Below are 18,605 nucleotides of genomic sequence, written 5' to 3'. Positions count from 1 at the left end.
ACCAAAACGACCGAAGCCGCTTTCGACCACAACCACCAAGCACCCACACTTATCGGTTGTTCAATTTTTTAAAGAGCGACAGACATTCATCAACTGTCTTTTTGCTTGAATCCTGCTTACGTCGAGCGCTGATTTTTCGCACAACATCTAACAGAACTCTCACTCCCCTTAAGCGCCGAACTCTTTTTGAAAAGTGTTTTTCGTTCAGGAGAGCCGCGCATTATAGAGATAAAAAAACGCCGGTCAACAGGAAATCAATAAAACTTCCTTTTGCGCCTATCGGAGCGGAACTTGGAGAGCACACGGCCTTGCCCGCGACACTGATGCACTCACCCTTCAGCTTACCGGCGGCCCGCATCGCCCCCCGTAACCCGAGTCACGAGCGGGCCAAGCTTGAGCTCAACTACCCCACTCTCGCACTCACCCAGAACGCTGGCAGCAAACCGCCACTCCTTGGACGCCGGCCGGTAGATCATGCCGGTGCGGACCTCGAAGAGTTCGTCGCGCTGCTTGATGCGTACCGGGCACACCTCGACGACGCGAGCAGTGAATGGTGTGTCGGCCGGGACCCGGAGGTACTTGCTCGGCTCCGAGCCTTGATCGAAGGGACCGTAGGCAACCACGCGAATCGGCACCCGATCGTCCTGAGCTCGCTTCAAGCCCGTGCAATCCTGACTTGGAGGGAAGACCACAGTCCGAGCAGCGCCCACCTGGCGCAAGGGGATACCCAACCAGGCGGGACCGAACTCGAACGCAGCGTCAAACGGCGCCCGCTGCTCGGACTCCTCTCCGGAATAACGCCTCTCCATGGCAACGGCGTTGCCAGCAGCGCCCCTTGGCCGAGCATCTGAATAGGCACCCCCGGTGGAAGCCGGCACAAGCCACACCTCCGCGGCGTGCACGGGCAGCCCCAGGTCGGCCAGCCGTGCCTCGTCGACTGACGCCGGGTAGTCAAATGCACGGCTGTCAAGCAACCATGCCGGCGGCTTGTCGCAATCAATCGGCCGATAGAGCGCCACCTCCACCCTTACCAGACTCATGACCGGGATGGGCGCCTGCGCATGATCGACGGCATCGCCTACCACCATGGGCGCACGCAGGACCTTGTTGATGGCCAGCGGCGTACCCTCGGGCCAGCGCAGATGCATCCGGGGGTCTGCCACCCGGGCGCCTTGCAGCGGATCGGCCAGTTCCAACTCCGCCTCCCTCGATTCGAGCAAGCGATCGCCACAGCCGGCGAGGAGCAGTGCGGCAGCAGCCACCCGGATGATTGTTGTGCCAGCGCGGACATGTCGAGTGCGATGCGTCATGGCCTTTCCATCATGATCCAGATTCGGTCGCGCTCAGGGTCGATTGACCCAACCTCGAGCACGACGTTGCGGATGAGGTCATGCCGCCTTGATGCACAAGCCTGCTTCATCGCCTGGCCAAAGGCATCGGCAGAGCACGCGCGCGCGCTGCACCAGCCACCGTCGAACACGATGTCGCCGTCGCGAAAGGGCACGGCCGGGTCGCTCGCAATGATCTCGGCCTGAGCCGCGATACGGATACCCTGGTAATGACCGTCGATGAAATAGGGCTCGCCCTGAATCGGGCGCTGGATGCGCCCAAGGACCTTGCACAGCTCGGGCGCGGATGTTCTCGCGCGCGACGGATCACGTCTCATCCACCGCTCGATCGAGAGCGGGACATCGCTCGCATCGGGAAGGTCGGCGTGTGCACTTGCAGCGGACTGACGCACTGGCGCCTCTACGACCGCTATCGTCTGCCGCGCACCATCGGCCATGTGACATGCCGCAGGCTCCAGCCGGCACAGTGCAGGATTCTTCAGCCCCTGACTGTCTCGTCGAGCACGCAGATAATCACCAAGAGAAGGGTTAAGCATGGGACGGGGAACGAGATCTGGAGTCGAGTAAGCACGCAGTTCGACCGGCGGTGACGACGTGGCACCCGCTTCAGGCTCGAAACTGATGAGATGACTTCCGTAGTGGCTGAAACGCAGCATGCCGGGCGCGGCCCGAGCCCCCTCATCGAGTGGAAAACCTGGGCGGATTTCATACAGCGCTGCTGGATCGGCCCCATCCGGCCGATCCGGGGAAATCTCGCGCGGCGGGAACACACTGGCGTCTAGGATGATCGGACGACCGTTGTAGCCGTCCCAAGCTACTAGCAGCCTGGCATCATTGCTGGCGACGTAACGCGTGCGCACCAGCACGTCCACAGCCTCGAGCATGGCGCCGGGCGGCAGGAAGGCCCTGCGGGCACGCTCCAGCTCCCGGGCCTTTGCGCATGCGCGCAGGCTCTGCGTGGACGTTCCGGCACATGCTGGGGTCGAGGCCCCCTGCGCAACCCATGCCCGCGGCGCCCAACTTCCTGCGTCGGAATCGTCGGACAGCGCGACGCGATGAAGCGCAGTTGCGCTCATCCCCAGCAGGCTTGAACCAAAAGACACCCAGGCAAACGGACTATCGTGCAGGACCCCCGAGGCCGACGGCGTCAAAGGCGCAGACGGATCGGCCCGATCAAGGTCAACAAGGTAGTAGCCTGGCAAGGGCTGCTGTCGCGTCGAGCGCGTAAGGAACGCAAGCCAGCGCTCGTCTGCGGAAAGGGCTATCGCCCCTTGTTGCATGCTCCACGCGTAGCCATCACGGAGCTGGTCGAGCTGACGCCCGTCCGGCACTGCGATCCGGCGCAGATTTCGCTTGCGCTGATCCCAGACCATCAGGTAGCCGTCGTCGAGCGAGAAAACAGCAAAATTCACCGCGTTGGTGCGATGAGCGCGGACATGCTCCGCCTCCGGAAAGCGCGCCTTGAAGATCATCCTGTTGGCAGCGATGTCCCAGACCTGGAACTCAGTCACCGAGACGTCCTTGTCCTTGGCGAGCACCGCAAGATGAGCGCCGTCTTCGCCGAGCAGCGCGAAACCGTAAGCATCCTCCAGAGTGAAGGCAAGCTCGCCGGACGCCATGCGCCACACATAGCTGTGCACGCGTCGACTGGAGGCCTCGCCCGCCACCGTCCGGCTATGGACCACGGTCTGGCCCAACGGCGCGACAACCGTCCGAAGCAACCCCTGGTCAATCGGGAACAATCGCAAGCGATCGTCGGCGCGCTGTATCAGAGCCTCCGGTAAGCGCGGACTCATCGGCAGCACATTGAGAATACGTCCGTTTGCGGGATCGAGTACGAGCAGATCGTGAAAGCGGAAGCCTTGGATATCACCGCGTGCTTCCACCACGACGAAGTCCTGCACCGGTGCCGACATGGGATCATCGGCGTACCCGTAAAGCGCGAAGCACAGGATCAGCGCTACCCCCAGCACCTTGATGCCGCAAGCCCAGGTGCTTGCCGGGCGCCAGCCATATGCGCGCTCCTCCTCCGATGCAACACCTGCGCCGGCCTTCATCGGAAGAACGCCCGCAGCCAGCTTCCGTTACGCAGCAGTGTCATGATGCGAAACGGGATCGACCCGACCACGAAGACGCTGAACAGCGTCAGCCACGCGCCCCCCTTCCACAAGATGTAGCCGTTGATTCCCCAGAACAGCCAAGCCAGCGAACTGCCAAACAGGAGATAGCACAGTAGGCAGGCAGAACCGGCGACGAACAGCACATAGAAGCTGAACATCACCCTGTCGCGCGCGCGTCCAACCCCGAGTCGGATCATGAGCAGGGCTGCGACGGCCACCACGAGCACGAAGGGCAGCAGGGCGAGCACGTAGGCGAGCAGTTCCACGAGCGCCCCCGCCACGAAGGCCTCGACGCTCGCACTTAAGGGTTCGGCCCATCGCAGCCAGTCGTGATCGCTAAGCCACGCTGGCGCACTGGCATTGAAACTCGAGACCCAGGTCCGCGGCACGATGCTCGACAGCACCAGCCCCCAGAACAGTGTGTTGAGACACAGCACCAGCAGCGTCAGCATGACACGCCGGCCGGCGCCCATGGGCTCTCCCGCCGACCGCTCACCCCAGCCCTCGAACCGAGCGCACCATAAAGCATGCGCTGCAGTACTCAAGGCACCGAGAGCGATCACCCACTTTGCGTGCGTCACGAGCAGAAAGACAAACGCAAACGGAGACACCAATGCAATGAGCAGGCTCACGACAAGCTCAAGAACCCCGCTGGCCCTGCTGATGCGCTCGCCGATCGTCGACCGCGCCGACACCCCGAGCATCATCACGCTCGGGTCCGCACGGTGACGCGTCAGCGGTCGGGGTTGTGGCATGCAAGAGCGCCCAGCAGGAGTGCACACGCACCCCGAGAGGAGCGCATCGTCACGTCATTCGCGATCGCGTCGCCGGCCGCAGCATGGCCAGACCAGACACGATCAGGATGGCATGGAAGTCGACCAATTATAGTCAGACTGGCTGGACGCAGTCTTCGATCTCGAGGTGACGCTCATCGATTTGTCGGAGCCTGCCAGAGTTTTTGATCTAGACGCCCTACCCACTGGCGCACAAGGCTCCAGGACGGTCAGTTGTCCAACTGGGCGTCGACAGGCGCGAAACCATAATACGAACCGTAGGCTGAAGGCTCCGGCGCGTAGGCCGCGACCTTTATTGCGTCGGTCAGGGTCACGGTGTCGGTGAAACCGTCAATGCCCCGCTCATCCGCCAGCCATGCGGCTTCGACCTGCTGGTCAGACATGCCCTCGAGGCTCAGATTTGCGTTCAGGCGTGCCGACCGGTACTCGAAGGCCGTATCGTGGGCAATGAACAAGGTGTGCTGGCAAGCCGTGATGCGGGTTTCGTCGAGCGGATCGGCGCCCATGACACGCGTACCGCAGAACGGACAGTGAACAGGCGTGTAATAGAACGTTTTGAGTTCGGTGCGTTGTATGAACTGGGACATCGGGATCTCCTTGAGCGCGCTGATGATGTAGCTGCGTGCACCGCACAGCGAAGCTGCAGCGCACGGGCCTTGTTGGTGAGCTCCCCGTTACGGCGAACCCCTTCTGTAACGCAAGGCATTGGCGCCTGTCTTGCCGCCGCTGAATGCGTTTCGGGTTATCGGGTTTCAAAAAGCAAAAGGCCCGGCGCTTGCCGGGCCTTGCGACAGCCTGCGCTTTACGCGCGACGGCTGGGATGCAACTCAGTTGGCGGCGCGAATGTTCGACGCCTGCAGCCCCTTGGGGCCGGTGGTCACGTCGAAGGTGACGCGCTGGCCTTCAGCCAGGGTCTTGAAGCCTTGGCCCTGGATGGCGGAGAAGTGCGCGAACAGGTCGTCACCCCCGGCCTCCGGCGTAATGAAACCAAAGCCCTTCGAATCGTTGAACCACTTTACGGTACCAGCTGCCATGTCTTGAATCTCCTGAAAACGGGGAAAGCCCCCTGGATGGGGCGAGTATCAAGACAGCAAGGTATGACTTGGGGGAATACGGCCGAACGGCGCGACCATGAGACCGCAACCGAAAATCGGATATGCCAACAAACAAACTGCACGACTTGAATATCGCTGGGCCACAGTATGCGCGCATCGGGCCAATAACGACAGCAATTTCTCTACCGATCGTAACCTGTCAGTGCGCTCCCCACCCGCGATGCCGCGCGAGGCGCAAGCGAGAGCGCGCTGCCCGCCCACCCATGATGCCTTAAATCTCCCCGGACACACCTCGGCACGGGCGTTACAATTGCAGGCTTTCCAGGCCGCAACCGGAGCCTTCGCAATGCCGCTCACCCAGACCGAAAACCTCAACGTCCTCGCCTTCGATCACATGCCGTCGCCGGACGAGATCAAGGCCCGCGTCCCGCTCACCGAGCGCGCTGCTGCGTCGGTGGTCGCCGGGCGCAAGGCGGTGATGGACATCCTCGACCGCAAGGACCCGCGGGTATTCGTTGTCGTCGGACCGTGCTCGATCCACGACCCGGTGGCCGGCCTCGACTATGCGCGCCGACTCAAGACCCTCGCCGATGAAGTATCCGACACCCTGCTACTGGTAATGCGGGTTTACTTCGAGAAACCGCGCACCTCCACCGGCTGGAAGGGCTTCATCAACGATCCCTTCATGGATGACTCGTTCCGCATCGACGTCGGCATGGAGCGTGCTCGCCAGTTCCTGCTCGACGTTTGCGAGATAGGCCTTCCCACCGCGACCGAGGCGCTCGACCCTATCGCACCGCAGTACTACGGCGATCTCATTTCATGGACCGCCATCGGTGCCCGCACCTCCGAATCCCAGACCCACCGCGAGATGTCGTCAGGCCTGTCCACACCGGTCGGTTTCAAGAACGCTACCGACGGTGACCTTGAAGTGGCGATCAACGCCATCATCTCGGCCGCAAGCCCGCACAGCTTCCTCGGCATCAACAGCCAAGGCAAATCGGCCATCACCCGTACCCGCGGCAACCGCTACGGTCATGCCGTGCTGCGCGGCGGCGGCGGGCGCCCCAACTACGATTCGGTGTCGATCTCGCTCGCGGAGCAGGCGCTGGCCAAGGCAAAGTTGCCAAAGAACATCGTGGTCGATTGCTCGCATGCCAATTCCTGGAAGAAGCCCGAGTTCCAGCCGCTGGTAATGAAGGACGTGATGCATCAGATTCGCGAAGGTAATGAGTCGGTGGTCGGACTCATGATCGAGAGCAACATCGAAGCTGGCAACCAGCCGATTCCAGCCGACCTGTCGCAGCTCAAGTATGGCTGCTCGGTGACCGACGCTTGCGTGAGCTGGAACACCACCGAGGACATGATCCGCAACGCCGCTGCCGTGCTGCGCGAGGTGCTGCCGGCCGTGGAGCGGCGCGCATGAACCTGGTCGTGCTGGCTGCCGACGTCGATAGCGTCGCGCTGAAGAACGTCGCCAAGCTCACCGAAACGCGCGAAATCCAGCAGATCACCCCGCGCTCGTTCCGCTTGCTCGGCGCCCGGCCGCACGAAGGTCTGGTCACGGCTTGTGCCGAGGGCGGACTGGACCATGTGTGGCTCCCCGAAGGCCGCCGGCTGAGCAACTTCGGCCTTTTCGTCACCGACATGGATTCGACGCTGATCAACATCGAGTGCATCGACGAGATCGCCGACATGCAGGGCCTCAAGCGCGAAGTGGCCGCGATTACCGAGGCTGCGATGCAGGGCGAGATCGACTTTCGCGAATCGCTGACGCGCCGCGTAGCACTGCTCGCCGGACTCGACGAGCGCGCACTGGCCGAGGTGTTCGATCACCGCCTGCAGCTCAACCCAGGCGCCGAGCGCCTGCTGCAGGGACTGCAGCGCGCGGGCATCCGCAGCATGCTGGTGTCGGGCGGATTCACCTACTTCACCGAGCGCCTCAAGCAGCGTCTCGGCTTCGACTACGCTTACGCCAACGAACTGGAAGTGATCGACGGCAAGCTGACTGGAAAGGTAATCGGCGACGTCGTCGATGGCGAGGCCAAGGCAAACCATCTGGTGCGCATGCGTGACGAACTTGGCCTGAAACCCGAGCAGGTGATTGCAGCTGGCGATGGCGCCAACGACATTCCCATGTTACGCGCGGCAGGCTTTGGCGTTGCATTCCATGCCAAGCCTGTACTGCGCGACGTAGCCCACTGCTGCCTTGACCACTCCGGGCTGGACGGCATCCTCGACCTGTTCGGCAACGACGTGGGTTGATCCTCCGGAGCAGCCTGCGCTCAGGCGGGCGCAGGCTGCTCCGCCAAGCGCCCGGCCTGCATGCGCAAAACCCGCCCGCAGCGGCGAGCCAGGGATTCGTCATGCGTGACCAGGATCAGGGTGGTGCCAGCCTCGCGGTTGAGGCGGAACATCAGTTCGATCACCGATTGTCCGGTTTCCGCGTCGAGATTGCCGGTCGGCTCATCGGCCAGCAGCACCCGAGGATTGGGCGCAAAAGCACGTGCCAGTGCCACGCGCTGCTGCTCGCCCCCTGAAAGATGCTTGGGATAGTGACGCAGCCGGCCGCCCAGACCCACCCGCTCCAGCCACTGCGAAGCCACCGTTCGAGCATCGGCAACGCCGGCAAGCTCGAGCGGCAGCATCACGTTCTCCAGCGCGGTGAGTGCGGGCAAGAGCTGAAAGGACTGGAACACGAAGCCGATCGATTCGCCTCGCAAGGCCGCCCGCGCATCCTCATCGAGCGCAAACAGATCGGTACCCTGCAGCCGCACCGTGCCGCACACGGGAACATCCAGGCCGGCGAGCAATCCCAGCAGCGTCGATTTGCCCGAGCCGGACGCGCCGACAATGGCGACCGACTCCCCCGCCCCCACCGCGAAACTCACGTCCTGCAGAATGTGCAGATCGCCCTGGCCATCAGCCAGCCGCACCTGCTTGGACAGGCCATCGACCTCGATGACCGGACTGGAGAGCTCAATGCCGCTACGATCCATCGCAACCTTCTTCGTCATGTTGTTGTTCACCGCCATGGCCAACGCCACACCCTCCATCCTGGTCTGGGGTGACAGCCTGTCGGCCGGCTACGGCCTCAAGCCTGGCGAGGACTGGCCCGCCTTGTTGCAGACGCGTCTGCGACAGGAAGGGTTCCTGCACGAGGTCGTCAATGGCAGTGTATCGGGTGAAACCTCTGCAGGCGGACGCACGCGCCTGCCCGCAGCGCTGGCGCGCCACCGGCCGACCATCCTCATCCTCGAGCTTGGTGCCAACGATGGACTGCGCGGGCTGCGCCCGCAACTCATGGGCGACAACCTGCGGGCGATGATCGCCGACGCGCGCACGGCAGGCGCACGCGTGCTGCTCGTCGGCATGCAGATGCCGCCCAACTATGGCGCAGCCTACACCCGCCGCTTCGCCCAGACCTACGTCGACGTCGCCGCCGACACCCAGGTGCCACTGATACCCTTCCTGCTCGAGGGTTTCGCCGACCGCCCCGAAATGTTCCTGGCGGACGGCATTCACCCGAGCGCCGAGGCACAGCCTCTGATCCTCGATACCGTCTGGAAGGATCTTGCGCCAATCCTGCAGTAAGGCCGCTCAGGCCACTTGCACTCGGACGGCACCCGCCGCCATGGTACCGATGACGGTACCGGGCATCCCCTGCTCGGCACAAATGGCCGACTGCACGGCATCCACAGCGTTCGGCGCGCAGGCAACGAGCAAGCCGCCCGAGGTCTGTGGGTCGGTAATCAGCTTGCGCTGCCACTCGGGTGCGTCGGCAGCCAGATCGATGCTGTCGCCGTAGCTCGCCCAGTTGCGTGCAGACGCGCCCGTGGCCGTGCCCGCCTGGACCAGCGCCAATGCTTCCGCAATCACCGGCAGCGCATCGAAGCGCAGCATGGCGCCAAGTTTGGCACCGCGGCACATCTCCAAAAGGTGGCCAGCAAGGCCAAAGCCGGTCACGTCGGTCACCGCGTGTACGCCATCGATATCGGCCATGCGCGCACCGGCCCGGTTGAGCGTGGTCGTCCAGCGCAACATCTCGGTATAGCCCTCTGCCGACAGCGTGCCCTTCTTGAGACCTGCAGACAGGATACCGATACCGAGCGGCTTCGACAGGATCAACACGTCGCCTGCCCGTGCGCCGGCATTGGTGCGCACCCGCGCCGGGTCAACCACACCAAGGCCCACCAGGCCGTAGATCGGCTCGAGCACATCGATCGAATGCCCGCCGGCGATCGGGATGCCAGCCTGGCGACACACCTCGGCCCCGCCCTGCAGGATCTCACCGATCACCGCGCGCGGCAGCTTGTCGAGCGGCATGCCGACGACGGCCAGCGCGAACAGCGGCGTCGCACCCATCGCATACACGTCGGAAAGCGCATTGGTGGCGGCAATGCGGCCGAAGTCGCGCGGATTGTCGACGATTGGGGTGAAGAAGTCGGTGGTGGCAACGATCGCCTGGCGCTCGTTCAGTCTATAAACCGCGGCGTCGTCTGCGGTGTCGGTACCGACCAACAGGTCGGCGGGCACGACACCGGCAGGCATCGCAGCCAACAGTTCGGTGAGTACGCCGGGCGCGATTTTGCAGCCGCAACCGCCACCGTGGGAGAATTGGGTCAGTTTGATTTCATTCATGTTCAGTGAGGAGTGACGGCAGGCCGGTGCGCACACCGGATGGAGCCGCATCAACCATGCAAAAAGGCGTCGCGACCGTAGCACAGCTGTCCGGGTTTGACGAGATCATTGACGCCCGCACGCCGGCCGAGTTTGCAGAGGACCACCTGCCCAGCGCAGTCAACCTGCCGGTGCTCGACAACGAGCAACGCATCATCGTCGGTACGATGTACAAGCAGCAATCCGCTTTCGAAGCGCGGCGTGTCGGCGGTGCGATGGTGGCCGCCAACATCGCGCATCATCTCGAAACCGCACTATGCGACAAGCCGCGCAGCTGGCGCCCGCTCATCTACTGCTGGCGCGGCGGCCAGCGCAGCGGCTCATTCACCACCTGGCTGCGCATGGTGGGCTGGGATGCCTGCCAGCTTCAGGGGGGCTACAAGGCCTTTCGCCACCACGTCATCGCCGGTATCGAGCAGATTGCGCCAGGGCTCGATCTGCGCGTCGTCTGCGGCCCCACCGGCAGCGCCAAGACACGCGTACTCGAGGCCCTTGCCACGCTTGGCGCTCAAACACTAGATCTGGAAGATCTCGCTGCCCATAAAGGATCGGTACTGGGCGCCCTGCCCAACCGCCCGCAACCTGCGCAGAAGCACTTTGAGACGATGCTGCATGCACAACTCGTCACGCTGAACCTGGCACGCCCGGTGTACATCGAAGCCGAGAGCCGCAGGATCGGCATGGTGTTCGTACCCGAGCCGCTGATCATGCGCATGCGTGCCGCGCCTTGCATCATGATCGACGCGACGCGGGACGCCCGCCTCGAGTTCCTCATCCGGGACTATGCCTACCTGGGCGACGACGTGGGCGGCCTGCAACGCAGCCTGCAAAGGCTGCGCGAACTGCAGAGCCGCGACACACTGGCACGCTGGCATGCACTCGCCGAAGCGCACGCCCTGCCGGCGCTGTTCGGCGAACTCATGGACCTGCACTACGACCCGCTCTACCGCCGCTCGCAGAACGGCAACTACCTGCGCTACGCGGACGCCCCCAGCCTGCACACCGACGACCTGAGCCCGGCTGGAATACACGCACTGGCCCGGCGCATCCTGGAGCTCGGCTGAACACGGGGCAAAGCTTCGGATCGGACGCGGAGCCCGAGCCCATGTTCAGGCCGCAGGCAGCTGCGGCTCGACCTTGCCGCGGATCGCACATATGCGCTGAACCACTGCGGGGCGTGCGCCCTGCACTTCGCCCTGTTCAAAGGCAACCAAGGTCCAGTCGCCCTCGAGACGGTCGATGAGCTCCATGGGCTGGAGCAGGAAGTCGGCCCGCGACGGTTTGCCGAAGCGTTCGTTGCCCGCCATGAAGGTTTCATAGATCAGGACGTCGCCCTGCCCCAGCAGAGCAAGCATGTCCGCAAAGCGCGGTCGGTACAGATAATTGGTCACGACCACCCCCCGATAGCGCTCGCCGGCCAGCGGCCAGTCGGCACCCTCCAGGTCGAGTACGCGCGTCCGGATGCCGGGGATGTCCCGCAAGGCCTCCAGCGCGAGGGAATCGCGATCGACAGCAGCCACCTCGTAGCCCGCGCTTGCCAGCCAGCGCGCATGGCGACCATTGCCGCAGGCGTAGTCGAGCACACGCGAACCGGCGGAGATCAGTGGGGCAAAACGCAGCACCCAGGGCGACGGGAGCGCAAGGCCGGGATGGGCGTGAGTGTTCGAGGTGGAGAGGGACATGTCTTGGTCCTGCCGGGGTTGTCGTGCGCGTTGACCGGACGCAATTCTATGCGCTGTTGATCCGGTACCGGTGGCGCGAAGTCGATCTGTGATATACAGGAAGTCGCCCACGTGCGCATGCCCGGGGCACCCCTGCCTACCACGATCGTGCTTCCGTGACTGCCCGACCGCAAGACCGCGAATCGCCCCCCGAGGCCCCCACCGAGTCGCCGGCCCCAGCTCGCCCGCCCATTACTGGAATCTCAGCGCCAGCGGACGACAGCGCACACTGGCTCGAGATGCTGCAGTCGGTGAAGCAGGTTCTGTTCCGCACCGACAATATCGGTCAGCTGACCTTTCTCAACGACTTCTGGAAGGTGCTATCCGGCTTCGCGATCGAACAAAGCCTCTGCCGCCCGCTCGCCGACTTCCTGCACCCGGACGATTGCCAGCGGGCGCGTGCGGCATTCGCCGAACTGCTCGACGGCCAGCGCCAGGAGTGGGCCGACGAGCTGCGGCTGCGCACCCACGGCGGCGAGATCCGCTGGATCGCGATCAATGCACGCCGGCCGAGTGCGGGCAGCGGATCGCCGAGCTGGATAGCCGGCACCCTGGATGACATCTCTGCGCGCAAGATCGCGGAGATGACCCTGCGCAACCTCAACCTCGAACTCGAAGCCCGGGTGCGAGCGCGAACCGCCGAGCTCGAGGCCGCGAACCGTGAGCTGGAAGCCTTCTCCTACTCCGTGTCGCACGACCTGCGCGCACCGTTGCGAGCCATCGACGGTTTTGCCCGCATCCTTTACGAGGACGCCGCTGACCGGCTCGAGGCGCACCAGCGCGAGCAGCTTGGGCGCATCCGCAAAGCCGCCGAGCGCATGGCCATCCTCATCGATGCACTGATCGGGCTGGCAACGGTGGCTCGCCAGCCACTCAAGCGCCAGCAGGTTGACCTGTCGGCACTGGCCGAATCGGTCATTCAGGAGCTCCATGCCGAGGACCCGGAACGCAGGGTCGAAGTCGAGATCACCCGGGATCTGAGCGTGAATGCAGACCCTGGACTGATGCACGTCATGCTCGACAACCTGCTCCGCAACGCCTGGAAGTTCACACGCGACACCCGTATGCCGCGCATTGCCTTTCTTGCTCGCCAGGAGGGTACACGCACGGTGTACTGCGTCGAGGATAACGGTGCCGGGCTCGACATGCGCTATGCGAACCGGCTCTTCGAACCCTTCTCCCGCCTGCACACCACGGAATCGTTCCCCGGAACGGGCATCGGCCTTGCCACGGTCAAGCGCATCGTCACTCGTCATGATGGCCGGATTTGGGTGGAGTCCCGCCCAGGCGAGGGAGCACGCTTCCATTTCACCCTGAGCCATTGAGTGAATCGAGGCAATGCGGGCTAAAACGGAACCAGTTCGCAAAAAGCAACAAGCCGACGAAGCGACTTTTGTGCACCGCAGTATAATGCCCGCAGACTCCAGGCTGACGCGCCTTGCCGCGCCCTCGGAGCGGATGCCGCACACCAGACCCTGACCTCTCCCCCTATTCCATCCCCAGGTTTCCATCATGAAAGAGAAACACTACCTGACACCGCTGCTGGAGCCACGCTCGGTAGGCATCATCGGCGCCAGCGAACGCGAGGCGTCGCTCGGCAGCGTGCTGATGCGCAACATGCTCGAAGCCGGCTACAAGGGCAAACTGTTCGCGATCAACCCCAAGCACGACAAAGTGCATGGGGTTGCCTGCTACAAATCGGTGGAGGACGTGCCGCAACGACTCGATCTCGTCGTAATTGCGGTGCGTGCCGAGAAGGCGCCCGCAATCATGGAGAGCTGTGGGCGGGCCGGCGCCAAAGCGGTAATCATCCTGTCGGCAGGCTTCTCCGAGGCCGGACCGCGCGGTGCACTGCTCGAACGCCAGGTGATCGATGCTGCTCAACGTCACAAGATCCGTCTGCTTGGCCCCAACTGTCTGGGCGTGATGCGCCCGCAACTCGGCGTCAATGCCACCTTTGCCCATGCCAGCGCACTCAAGGGCAGCATTGGCCTGATCTCGCAATCGGGTGCGCTATGCGCGGCGATCCTCGACTGGGCAAAGCCTAACAACGTCGGTTTCTCGTCGGTCGTCTCCCTGGGGTCTTCCTCGGACATCGATTTCGGCGAGGTGCTCGAGTACATGATCTCGGACCCGCGTACCGAGAGCATCTTTCTCTACGTCGAGGGCATCCGCGACCCACGCCGCTTCATGAGCGCCCTGCGCGGCGCGGCGCGTGTGAAACCGGTGCTGCTGATCAAGGCTGGCCGCCACCCCGAGGCGTCGAACGCCATCCTGTCACACACCGGCGCCCCCATCGGTGACGACGCCATCTTCGACGCGGCACTTCGTCGCGCCGGTGTCATCCGCCTGTACAACCTCGGCCAGCTCTTCGCCGCAGCCAATGCCCTGTTCTCGCACTTCCGCCCGCGCGGCAACCGTCTGGCGATCATCACCAACGGCGGTGGCCCCGGCGTGATGGCGGCCGACCGCGCGCTCGACATCGGCATCCCGCTGTCCCAGTTCTCCGAAGGCACGATGGAGAAGCTCAATGCAGCGCTGCCTGCGAGCTGGTCGCGTGGCAACCCGGTGGACATCCTTGGCGACGCCGACCCGGAGCGCTACGGCAAGGCGCTCAAGGCAGTACTCGAAGGCCCCAACGTCGATGGCGTGCTGGTCATGCTGACCCCGCAGGCAATGAGCAACCCGACGGGCGTGGCCGAGGTCATCATCGAACTGGAAAAAACCGCAGACAAGCCCGTTGTCGCATGCTGGATGGGCGAGGACCTCGTCGGCGAGGCACGCCAGAAGTTCAGCGCGGCGGGCATCCCGCACTTCCGCACTCCCGAGCCGGCGGTCGAGCTGTTCAGTCACATCTCGGCCTACTACCAGAACCAGAAATTGCTGATGCAGACGCCGTCCTCGCTGTCGGACCTGCCCGCACCGTCGATCGAGAGCGCACGCCTGGTCATCGAGATGGCGCTCAACGAGCGCCGCAAGAAGCTGAACGAGATGGAGTCGAAGGCGCTGCTCGCCGCCTTCCGCATCCCGATCGCGCAGACCGTGGTCGCGCGCTCGGCGGCCGAGGCCATGGTGCTGTCGGCCGAGATCGGGCTACCAGTGGTCATGAAGATCGACTCGCCAAACGTCAAGCACAAGTCGGACGTCGGCGGCGTACGCCTGAACATCCGCAGCCTGGCTGCGGTGCGCTCGACTTACCAGGAGATCCTGGACGAGGTGAAGCGTGCACAGCCCGAAGCGGTGATCAACGGTATCGCGATCGAACCGATGATCCAGAAACGCAACGGCCGCGAACTGGTGGTTGGCGTCAAGCGCGACCCCGTGTTCGGCCCCGCGATCAGCTTTGGCGAGGGCGGCAACCTGGTGGAAGCCAACCGCGACATCGCAGTGGCCCTGCCCCCGCTCAACAGCTTCCTGGTCCGCGACATGATCCGCTCCACGCGCATCGCGTCACGCCTGGGCGAGTTCCGCAACATGCCTGCAGTGGACATGGATGCGCTCGAACTCGTGCTGCTGCGCGTATCGGAGATGGTCTGCGAATTGCCGTGGATCACAGAGATGGAGATCAACCCGCTCATCGTCGATGAGAACGGTGTGGTGGCGGTCGACGCCAGCATCAGCGTGGAAAACGTATCGCCGACGGCGGATCGCTATGACCACATGGCGATCCACCCCTACCCGTCGCACCTCATCAGCACCTGGACCGTGCCCGACGGGACGACGGTGACCATCCGCCCGATCAAGCCCGAGGATGCCGAACTCGAAGTCGAGTTCGTGCGCGGTCTATCGGCCGAGACCAAGTACTACCGCTTCATGAACACGATGCGTGAGCTACCGCCGGCGATGGTTGCGCGCCTGACACAGATCGACTACGACCGCGAGATGGCCTTCGTCGCCACGCTGATGGTCGAAGGCGTCGAGAAGGAAATCGGTGTGTGCCGCTACGCGGTCAACCCGGATGGCGAATCCTGCGAGTTTGCCGTGGTGGTCGCCGATGACTGGCAACACCGCGGCCTGGCTCGCAAGTTGATGGGTGTGCTCATCGAGACCGCACGCAGCCGCGGCATCCAGTACATGAACGGCGTCTTCCTCGCCAATAACGAACGCATGCTCAAGTTCGTGCAGAAACTTGGCTTCGTGCTCAGCAACGACCCTGAGGACAGCTCGGTCAAGCTCGGCGTACTGCCGCTTCAGGACTGAACGATGAAAGCCGGCATCGAGCACATCGACTTTCATGGTCTGCCCGCGCTGAGCCTGAGCACGCGTGCAGGCGCGCGCGCGGTCGTCAGCCTGTTTGGCGGCCAGGTCCTGTCATGGACGCCACCAGGCGGCGGCGAGCGCATCTACCTGAGCCCCACGGCGGTCCTGGATGGCCACACGCCGATCCGTGGCGGCATACCCGTATGCTTTCCTCAGTTTGCCGCGCAAGGCGCGCTGCCACGCCACGGTTTTGCACGCAATGCCATATGGCAGGTAGAGACCGAACGCAGCGATGACGACTTTGCCCTCGTTACGCTCGGCTTGCGCGATGATGTTGCCAGCCGAGCGCTGTGGCCGCACGCATTCCACGTCGAGTTGGGCATCCTGGTTGAAGACAGCCGCCTGGACATCGAGATCGAGATCGAGAATACCGGCGATGCGGCCTTCGAGTTCACCGCAGCGCTGCACACCTACCTCGCAGTGCGCGAGGTCGAAGAATCCCGCCTGGAGGGGCTGCATGGCCACATCTTCCACGACATGAACGCTGACGGGCAGATGGTGCGGGAAAGTGGCGACGTTGTACTGGTCGAAGGCGAGGTCGATCGTATCTATCGCGACGTCAAGCGTCCCTTGCTGCTGCGTGAGTATGACCGCAGCCTGGGCATCAACACCGAAGGCTTCCCCGATGTCGTGGTATGGAACCCCTGGGAGGAGCGCAGTGCGGCGCTTCCCGACATGCCGAACGACGGCTTCCGCCGCATGCTTTGCGTCGAGGCCGCAGCGGCAGTCGCCCCGGTGACGCTGCCTGCGGGCAAGATCTGGCTCGGCAGGCAGACCCTGGTCGCGCTCTGATCAGCGCGGGGCGCCATCCACAATGGCGGCGCCCCTCAAGCCCCGGACGAGCGGCCACGAGAATGCGCAGGCCGCCAAAGTGAACGCACAAATGCAAAAAGAGGCCTGAGCCTCTTTTTGCATTTGTGCGTCGCTAAATCAACGACGCACAAGAATATCTGGAGCGGGAAACGAGTCTCGAACTCGCGACCTCAACCTTGGCAAGGTTGCGCTCTACCAACTGAGCTATTCCCGCTTTAACGACAGGGCGCAAATTATAGCAACTTTGCAACCACATCGCAACACTACAAAACTACTTTTTACTACTGGAGGCGCGACTCGGAATCGAACCGGGGTACACGGCTTTGCAGGCCGCTGCATAACCACTCTGCCATCGCGCCACGACCATTTTGGCCGGCTGCCCCTGGCCTCAGCCCGGAGCCGCCTTCCAGACCAAGCAAAGCGCTTGGCCAACGAATACTTGGAGCGGGAAACGAGTCTCGAACTCGCGACCTCAACCTTGGCAAGGTTGCGCTCTACCAACTGAGCTATTCCCGCTCGGGAAAGACCGCCATTATAGGCAAGTTTTTTAATTCGTCAACCGCAATCACAAAATTAGTTCGTGTTCGTTGCATTCACTGGCGTAGCGCAACACTCAGTCACCGCCCTTATCAAGCAACAAAGGCATCGCTCGGTGCAAGTAGTAACCCATCGACCACAGGGTGAGGCCTGCTGCGACATAGATGAGGATGGTACCAACCAGCACCATGTCGATACCGAGCACGGGGGCGTTGAACAGCAGCATGGGGATCGCCGCCATCTGCGCCGCAGTCTTGAGTTTGCCGACAAAGGCTACGGCAACACTTGCCGATTGCCCAACCCTTGCCATCCACTCGCGCAGTGCCGAGATCGTGATTTCGCGGCCGATGATCACCACTGCAATAAGCGCATCTACGCGCGACAGTTGCACAAGCAGGATCAACGCCGCCGCCACCATCAGCTTGTCCGCTACCGGATCGAGAAAGGCACCGAAAGCCGAGGTCTGCCCCAGGGCGCGTGCAAGGTAGCCGTCGAACCAGTCTGTGACGGCGGCTACCACGAAGATGATCGTGGCGATCAGGTTCTTGGTTTCGACCGACAACGCCCCGTCGGACAAATAGAAGACGCCGACGAAGACCGGGATGAGAACGATGCGCGCCCAGGTCAGCGCGTTTGGGATGTTGAGCGGCATGCCGGGGGGCGTTTCGCATGAGGAAAGGGGACGCGCAGTATATCAGTCCCACTCAAGCCGATGCCCCGGACGGCGTCACCTGGATCGCCGGGCGGGCATCAAGGCTTGAGCGGCTCCCAGCCAGGGTGGTCGTATTCACGCCCGTAGTAGTTGAGTGTTTCAACCACTCGCATCAAACCCAGCCGCTTGGCCGGCGCGCGCGGCGCATCGCGCATCAACTGTACGCCATCGGTAATGTCGCCGAGCAGCCACTGGAGATGACGGCCTGCCCTGTTGTGAAAGTCACGTCCGGCACTGATGGCCTGCACCTGCTGTTCGATCTTTGCAGCCAGTGCGACGTAGTCCGCTTCCGCGACCGGCTGCCCGCCCTCCATGCCCTGTGCGAGCAGAGCGCGCAGATCAAGCATGCCGGCGCGCAGGCGCTCATCGGCCGGACGGGGAATCTCGTCGGCAGGGGTACTCAGGCGGGGCGCCGCACGCGAGTCGGAATCCGCGTATACCGGCGCAGGCCCCGCAAACCCGAGGCCGACCACCACTGCAAGCATGGGTAGGAACTGCATGCTGACTCTCCAGGAGGAATCGAATTGCGTCCATGCTATCGACTTCGTCCGCCGTACTGCTTGA

The 18,605-nt window shown here is 63.4% G+C and carries 17 protein-coding genes and 3 tRNA genes; 7 read left to right on the top strand and 13 right to left on the bottom strand.

What is annotated here, in order from left to right; translation table 11 throughout:
- Positions 1–341 precede the first annotated feature (341 nt).
- The 5 genes from B447_RS12765 to B447_RS12745 form a co-directional block, all read right to left on the bottom strand.
- Positions 342–1,310: a hypothetical protein gene (locus B447_RS12765; RefSeq protein ID WP_002929949.1), complete on the bottom strand. Its 969-nt coding sequence runs from the start codon at positions 1,308–1,310 to the stop codon at positions 342–344.
- On the bottom strand, positions 1,307–3,406 hold the full coding sequence (locus tag B447_RS12760; protein WP_002940596.1) for a hypothetical protein: 2,100 nt from the start codon (positions 3,404–3,406) through the stop codon (positions 1,307–1,309). The genes B447_RS12765 and B447_RS12760 overlap by 4 nt, the downstream gene beginning before the upstream one ends.
- Complete coding sequence (locus B447_RS12755) at positions 3,403–4,179, bottom strand: hypothetical protein (protein WP_157384674.1); 777 nt, start codon at positions 4,177–4,179, stop codon at positions 3,403–3,405. Before B447_RS12755 ends, B447_RS12760 begins: the two co-directional genes overlap by 4 nt.
- 293 nt (positions 4,180–4,472) lie before the next feature.
- Complete coding sequence (locus B447_RS12750; protein ID WP_002929956.1) at positions 4,473–4,850, bottom strand: hypothetical protein; 378 nt, start codon at positions 4,848–4,850, stop codon at positions 4,473–4,475.
- 240 nt (positions 4,851–5,090) lie between these two features.
- Complete coding sequence (locus B447_RS12745; protein ID WP_002929959.1) at positions 5,091–5,297, bottom strand: cold-shock protein; 207 nt, start codon at positions 5,295–5,297, stop codon at positions 5,091–5,093.
- 367 nt (positions 5,298–5,664) lie between these two features.
- On the opposite strand from B447_RS12745, the gene B447_RS12740 reads away from it, so the two are divergent.
- Together B447_RS12740 and serB are read left to right on the top strand one after the other, a co-directional pair.
- Complete coding sequence (locus B447_RS12740) at positions 5,665–6,744, top strand: 3-deoxy-7-phosphoheptulonate synthase (protein ID WP_002940589.1); 1,080 nt, start codon at positions 5,665–5,667, stop codon at positions 6,742–6,744.
- A complete protein-coding gene (gene serB, locus B447_RS12735) occupies positions 6,741–7,583 on the top strand; it encodes a phosphoserine phosphatase SerB (protein WP_002940582.1) in 843 nt (280 codons plus the stop codon). The genes B447_RS12740 and serB overlap by 4 nt, the downstream gene beginning before the upstream one ends.
- Before the next feature lie 20 nt (positions 7,584–7,603).
- On the opposite strand, the gene B447_RS12730 is transcribed toward serB, so the two are convergent.
- Positions 7,604–8,317: an ABC transporter ATP-binding protein gene (locus B447_RS12730; protein ID WP_198291800.1), complete on the bottom strand. Its 714-nt coding sequence runs from the start codon at positions 8,315–8,317 to the stop codon at positions 7,604–7,606.
- On the opposite strand from B447_RS12730, the gene B447_RS12725 reads away from it, so the two are divergent.
- Entirely contained in the window at positions 8,301–8,912 is a 612-nt protein-coding gene (locus B447_RS12725; protein WP_051018820.1) for an arylesterase, read from the top strand. The two genes, B447_RS12730 and B447_RS12725, sit on opposite strands and share 17 nt — an antisense overlap.
- A 6-nt stretch (positions 8,913–8,918) precedes the next feature.
- Here the strand turns inward: B447_RS12725 and selD are convergent, their stop codons facing one another.
- Entirely contained in the window at positions 8,919–9,959 is a 1,041-nt protein-coding gene (selD, locus tag B447_RS12720) for a selenide, water dikinase SelD (protein WP_002940578.1), read from the bottom strand.
- A gap of 56 nt (positions 9,960–10,015) precedes the next feature.
- Here selD and mnmH point away from each other — a divergent pair, with 56 nt between their 5' ends.
- Positions 10,016–11,062 (top strand): tRNA 2-selenouridine(34) synthase MnmH, encoded by a 1,047-nt coding sequence (gene mnmH, locus B447_RS12715; RefSeq protein ID WP_002940568.1) that lies wholly within the window; start codon positions 10,016–10,018, stop codon positions 11,060–11,062.
- A gap of 45 nt (positions 11,063–11,107) precedes the next feature.
- Here mnmH and B447_RS12710 read toward each other — a convergent pair whose 3' ends face one another.
- Positions 11,108–11,680 (bottom strand): class I SAM-dependent methyltransferase, encoded by a 573-nt coding sequence (locus B447_RS12710; protein WP_002940567.1) that lies wholly within the window; start codon positions 11,678–11,680, stop codon positions 11,108–11,110.
- A 155-nt stretch (positions 11,681–11,835) separates the two neighbouring features.
- Here B447_RS12710 and B447_RS12705 point away from each other — a divergent pair, with 155 nt between their 5' ends.
- The 3 genes from B447_RS12705 (at position 11,836) to B447_RS12695 (ending at position 16,771) form a co-directional block, all read left to right on the top strand.
- Positions 11,836–13,044, top strand: coding sequence for a sensor histidine kinase (locus B447_RS12705; RefSeq protein ID WP_232431619.1), 1,209 nt, complete (start codon positions 11,836–11,838; stop codon positions 13,042–13,044).
- Between the two features lie 187 nt (positions 13,045–13,231).
- A complete protein-coding gene (locus B447_RS12700; RefSeq protein WP_002929979.1) occupies positions 13,232–15,919 on the top strand; it encodes a bifunctional acetate--CoA ligase family protein/GNAT family N-acetyltransferase in 2,688 nt (895 codons plus the stop codon).
- A 3-nt stretch (positions 15,920–15,922) separates the two neighbouring features.
- The gene (locus B447_RS12695; protein ID WP_002940566.1) at positions 15,923–16,771 is read left to right on the top strand and encodes a D-hexose-6-phosphate mutarotase; all 849 of its coding nucleotides are present in this window, start codon (positions 15,923–15,925) and stop codon (positions 16,769–16,771) included.
- Positions 16,772–16,930: 159 nt separating this feature from the next.
- Here the strand turns inward: B447_RS12695 and B447_RS12690 are convergent.
- From B447_RS12690 to B447_RS12670, 5 genes are all read right to left on the bottom strand, one after another.
- A tRNA-Gly gene (locus B447_RS12690) sits at positions 16,931–17,006 on the bottom strand.
- 71 nt (positions 17,007–17,077) lie between these two features.
- Positions 17,078–17,151 (bottom strand) — tRNA-Cys (locus B447_RS12685).
- An 81-nt stretch (positions 17,152–17,232) separates the two neighbouring features.
- Positions 17,233–17,308: transfer RNA gene (locus tag B447_RS12680), tRNA-Gly, on the bottom strand.
- A gap of 97 nt (positions 17,309–17,405) precedes the next feature.
- A complete protein-coding gene (gene pgsA / locus B447_RS12675) occupies positions 17,406–17,981 on the bottom strand; it encodes a CDP-diacylglycerol--glycerol-3-phosphate 3-phosphatidyltransferase (RefSeq protein ID WP_002929982.1) in 576 nt (191 codons plus the stop codon).
- Between the two features lie 98 nt (positions 17,982–18,079).
- On the bottom strand, positions 18,080–18,541 hold the full coding sequence (locus B447_RS12670; protein ID WP_002929983.1) for a hypothetical protein: 462 nt from the start codon (positions 18,539–18,541) through the stop codon (positions 18,080–18,082).
- Positions 18,542–18,605 lie beyond the last annotated feature (64 nt).

The organism is Thauera sp. 27 (assembly GCF_000310125.2).
Lineage (GTDB): Bacteria > Pseudomonadota > Gammaproteobacteria > Burkholderiales > Rhodocyclaceae > Thauera > Thauera mechernichensis.
Note: the sequence above shows the minus strand (reverse complement) of the source record. Positions and strands in the feature narration are given on the sequence as shown.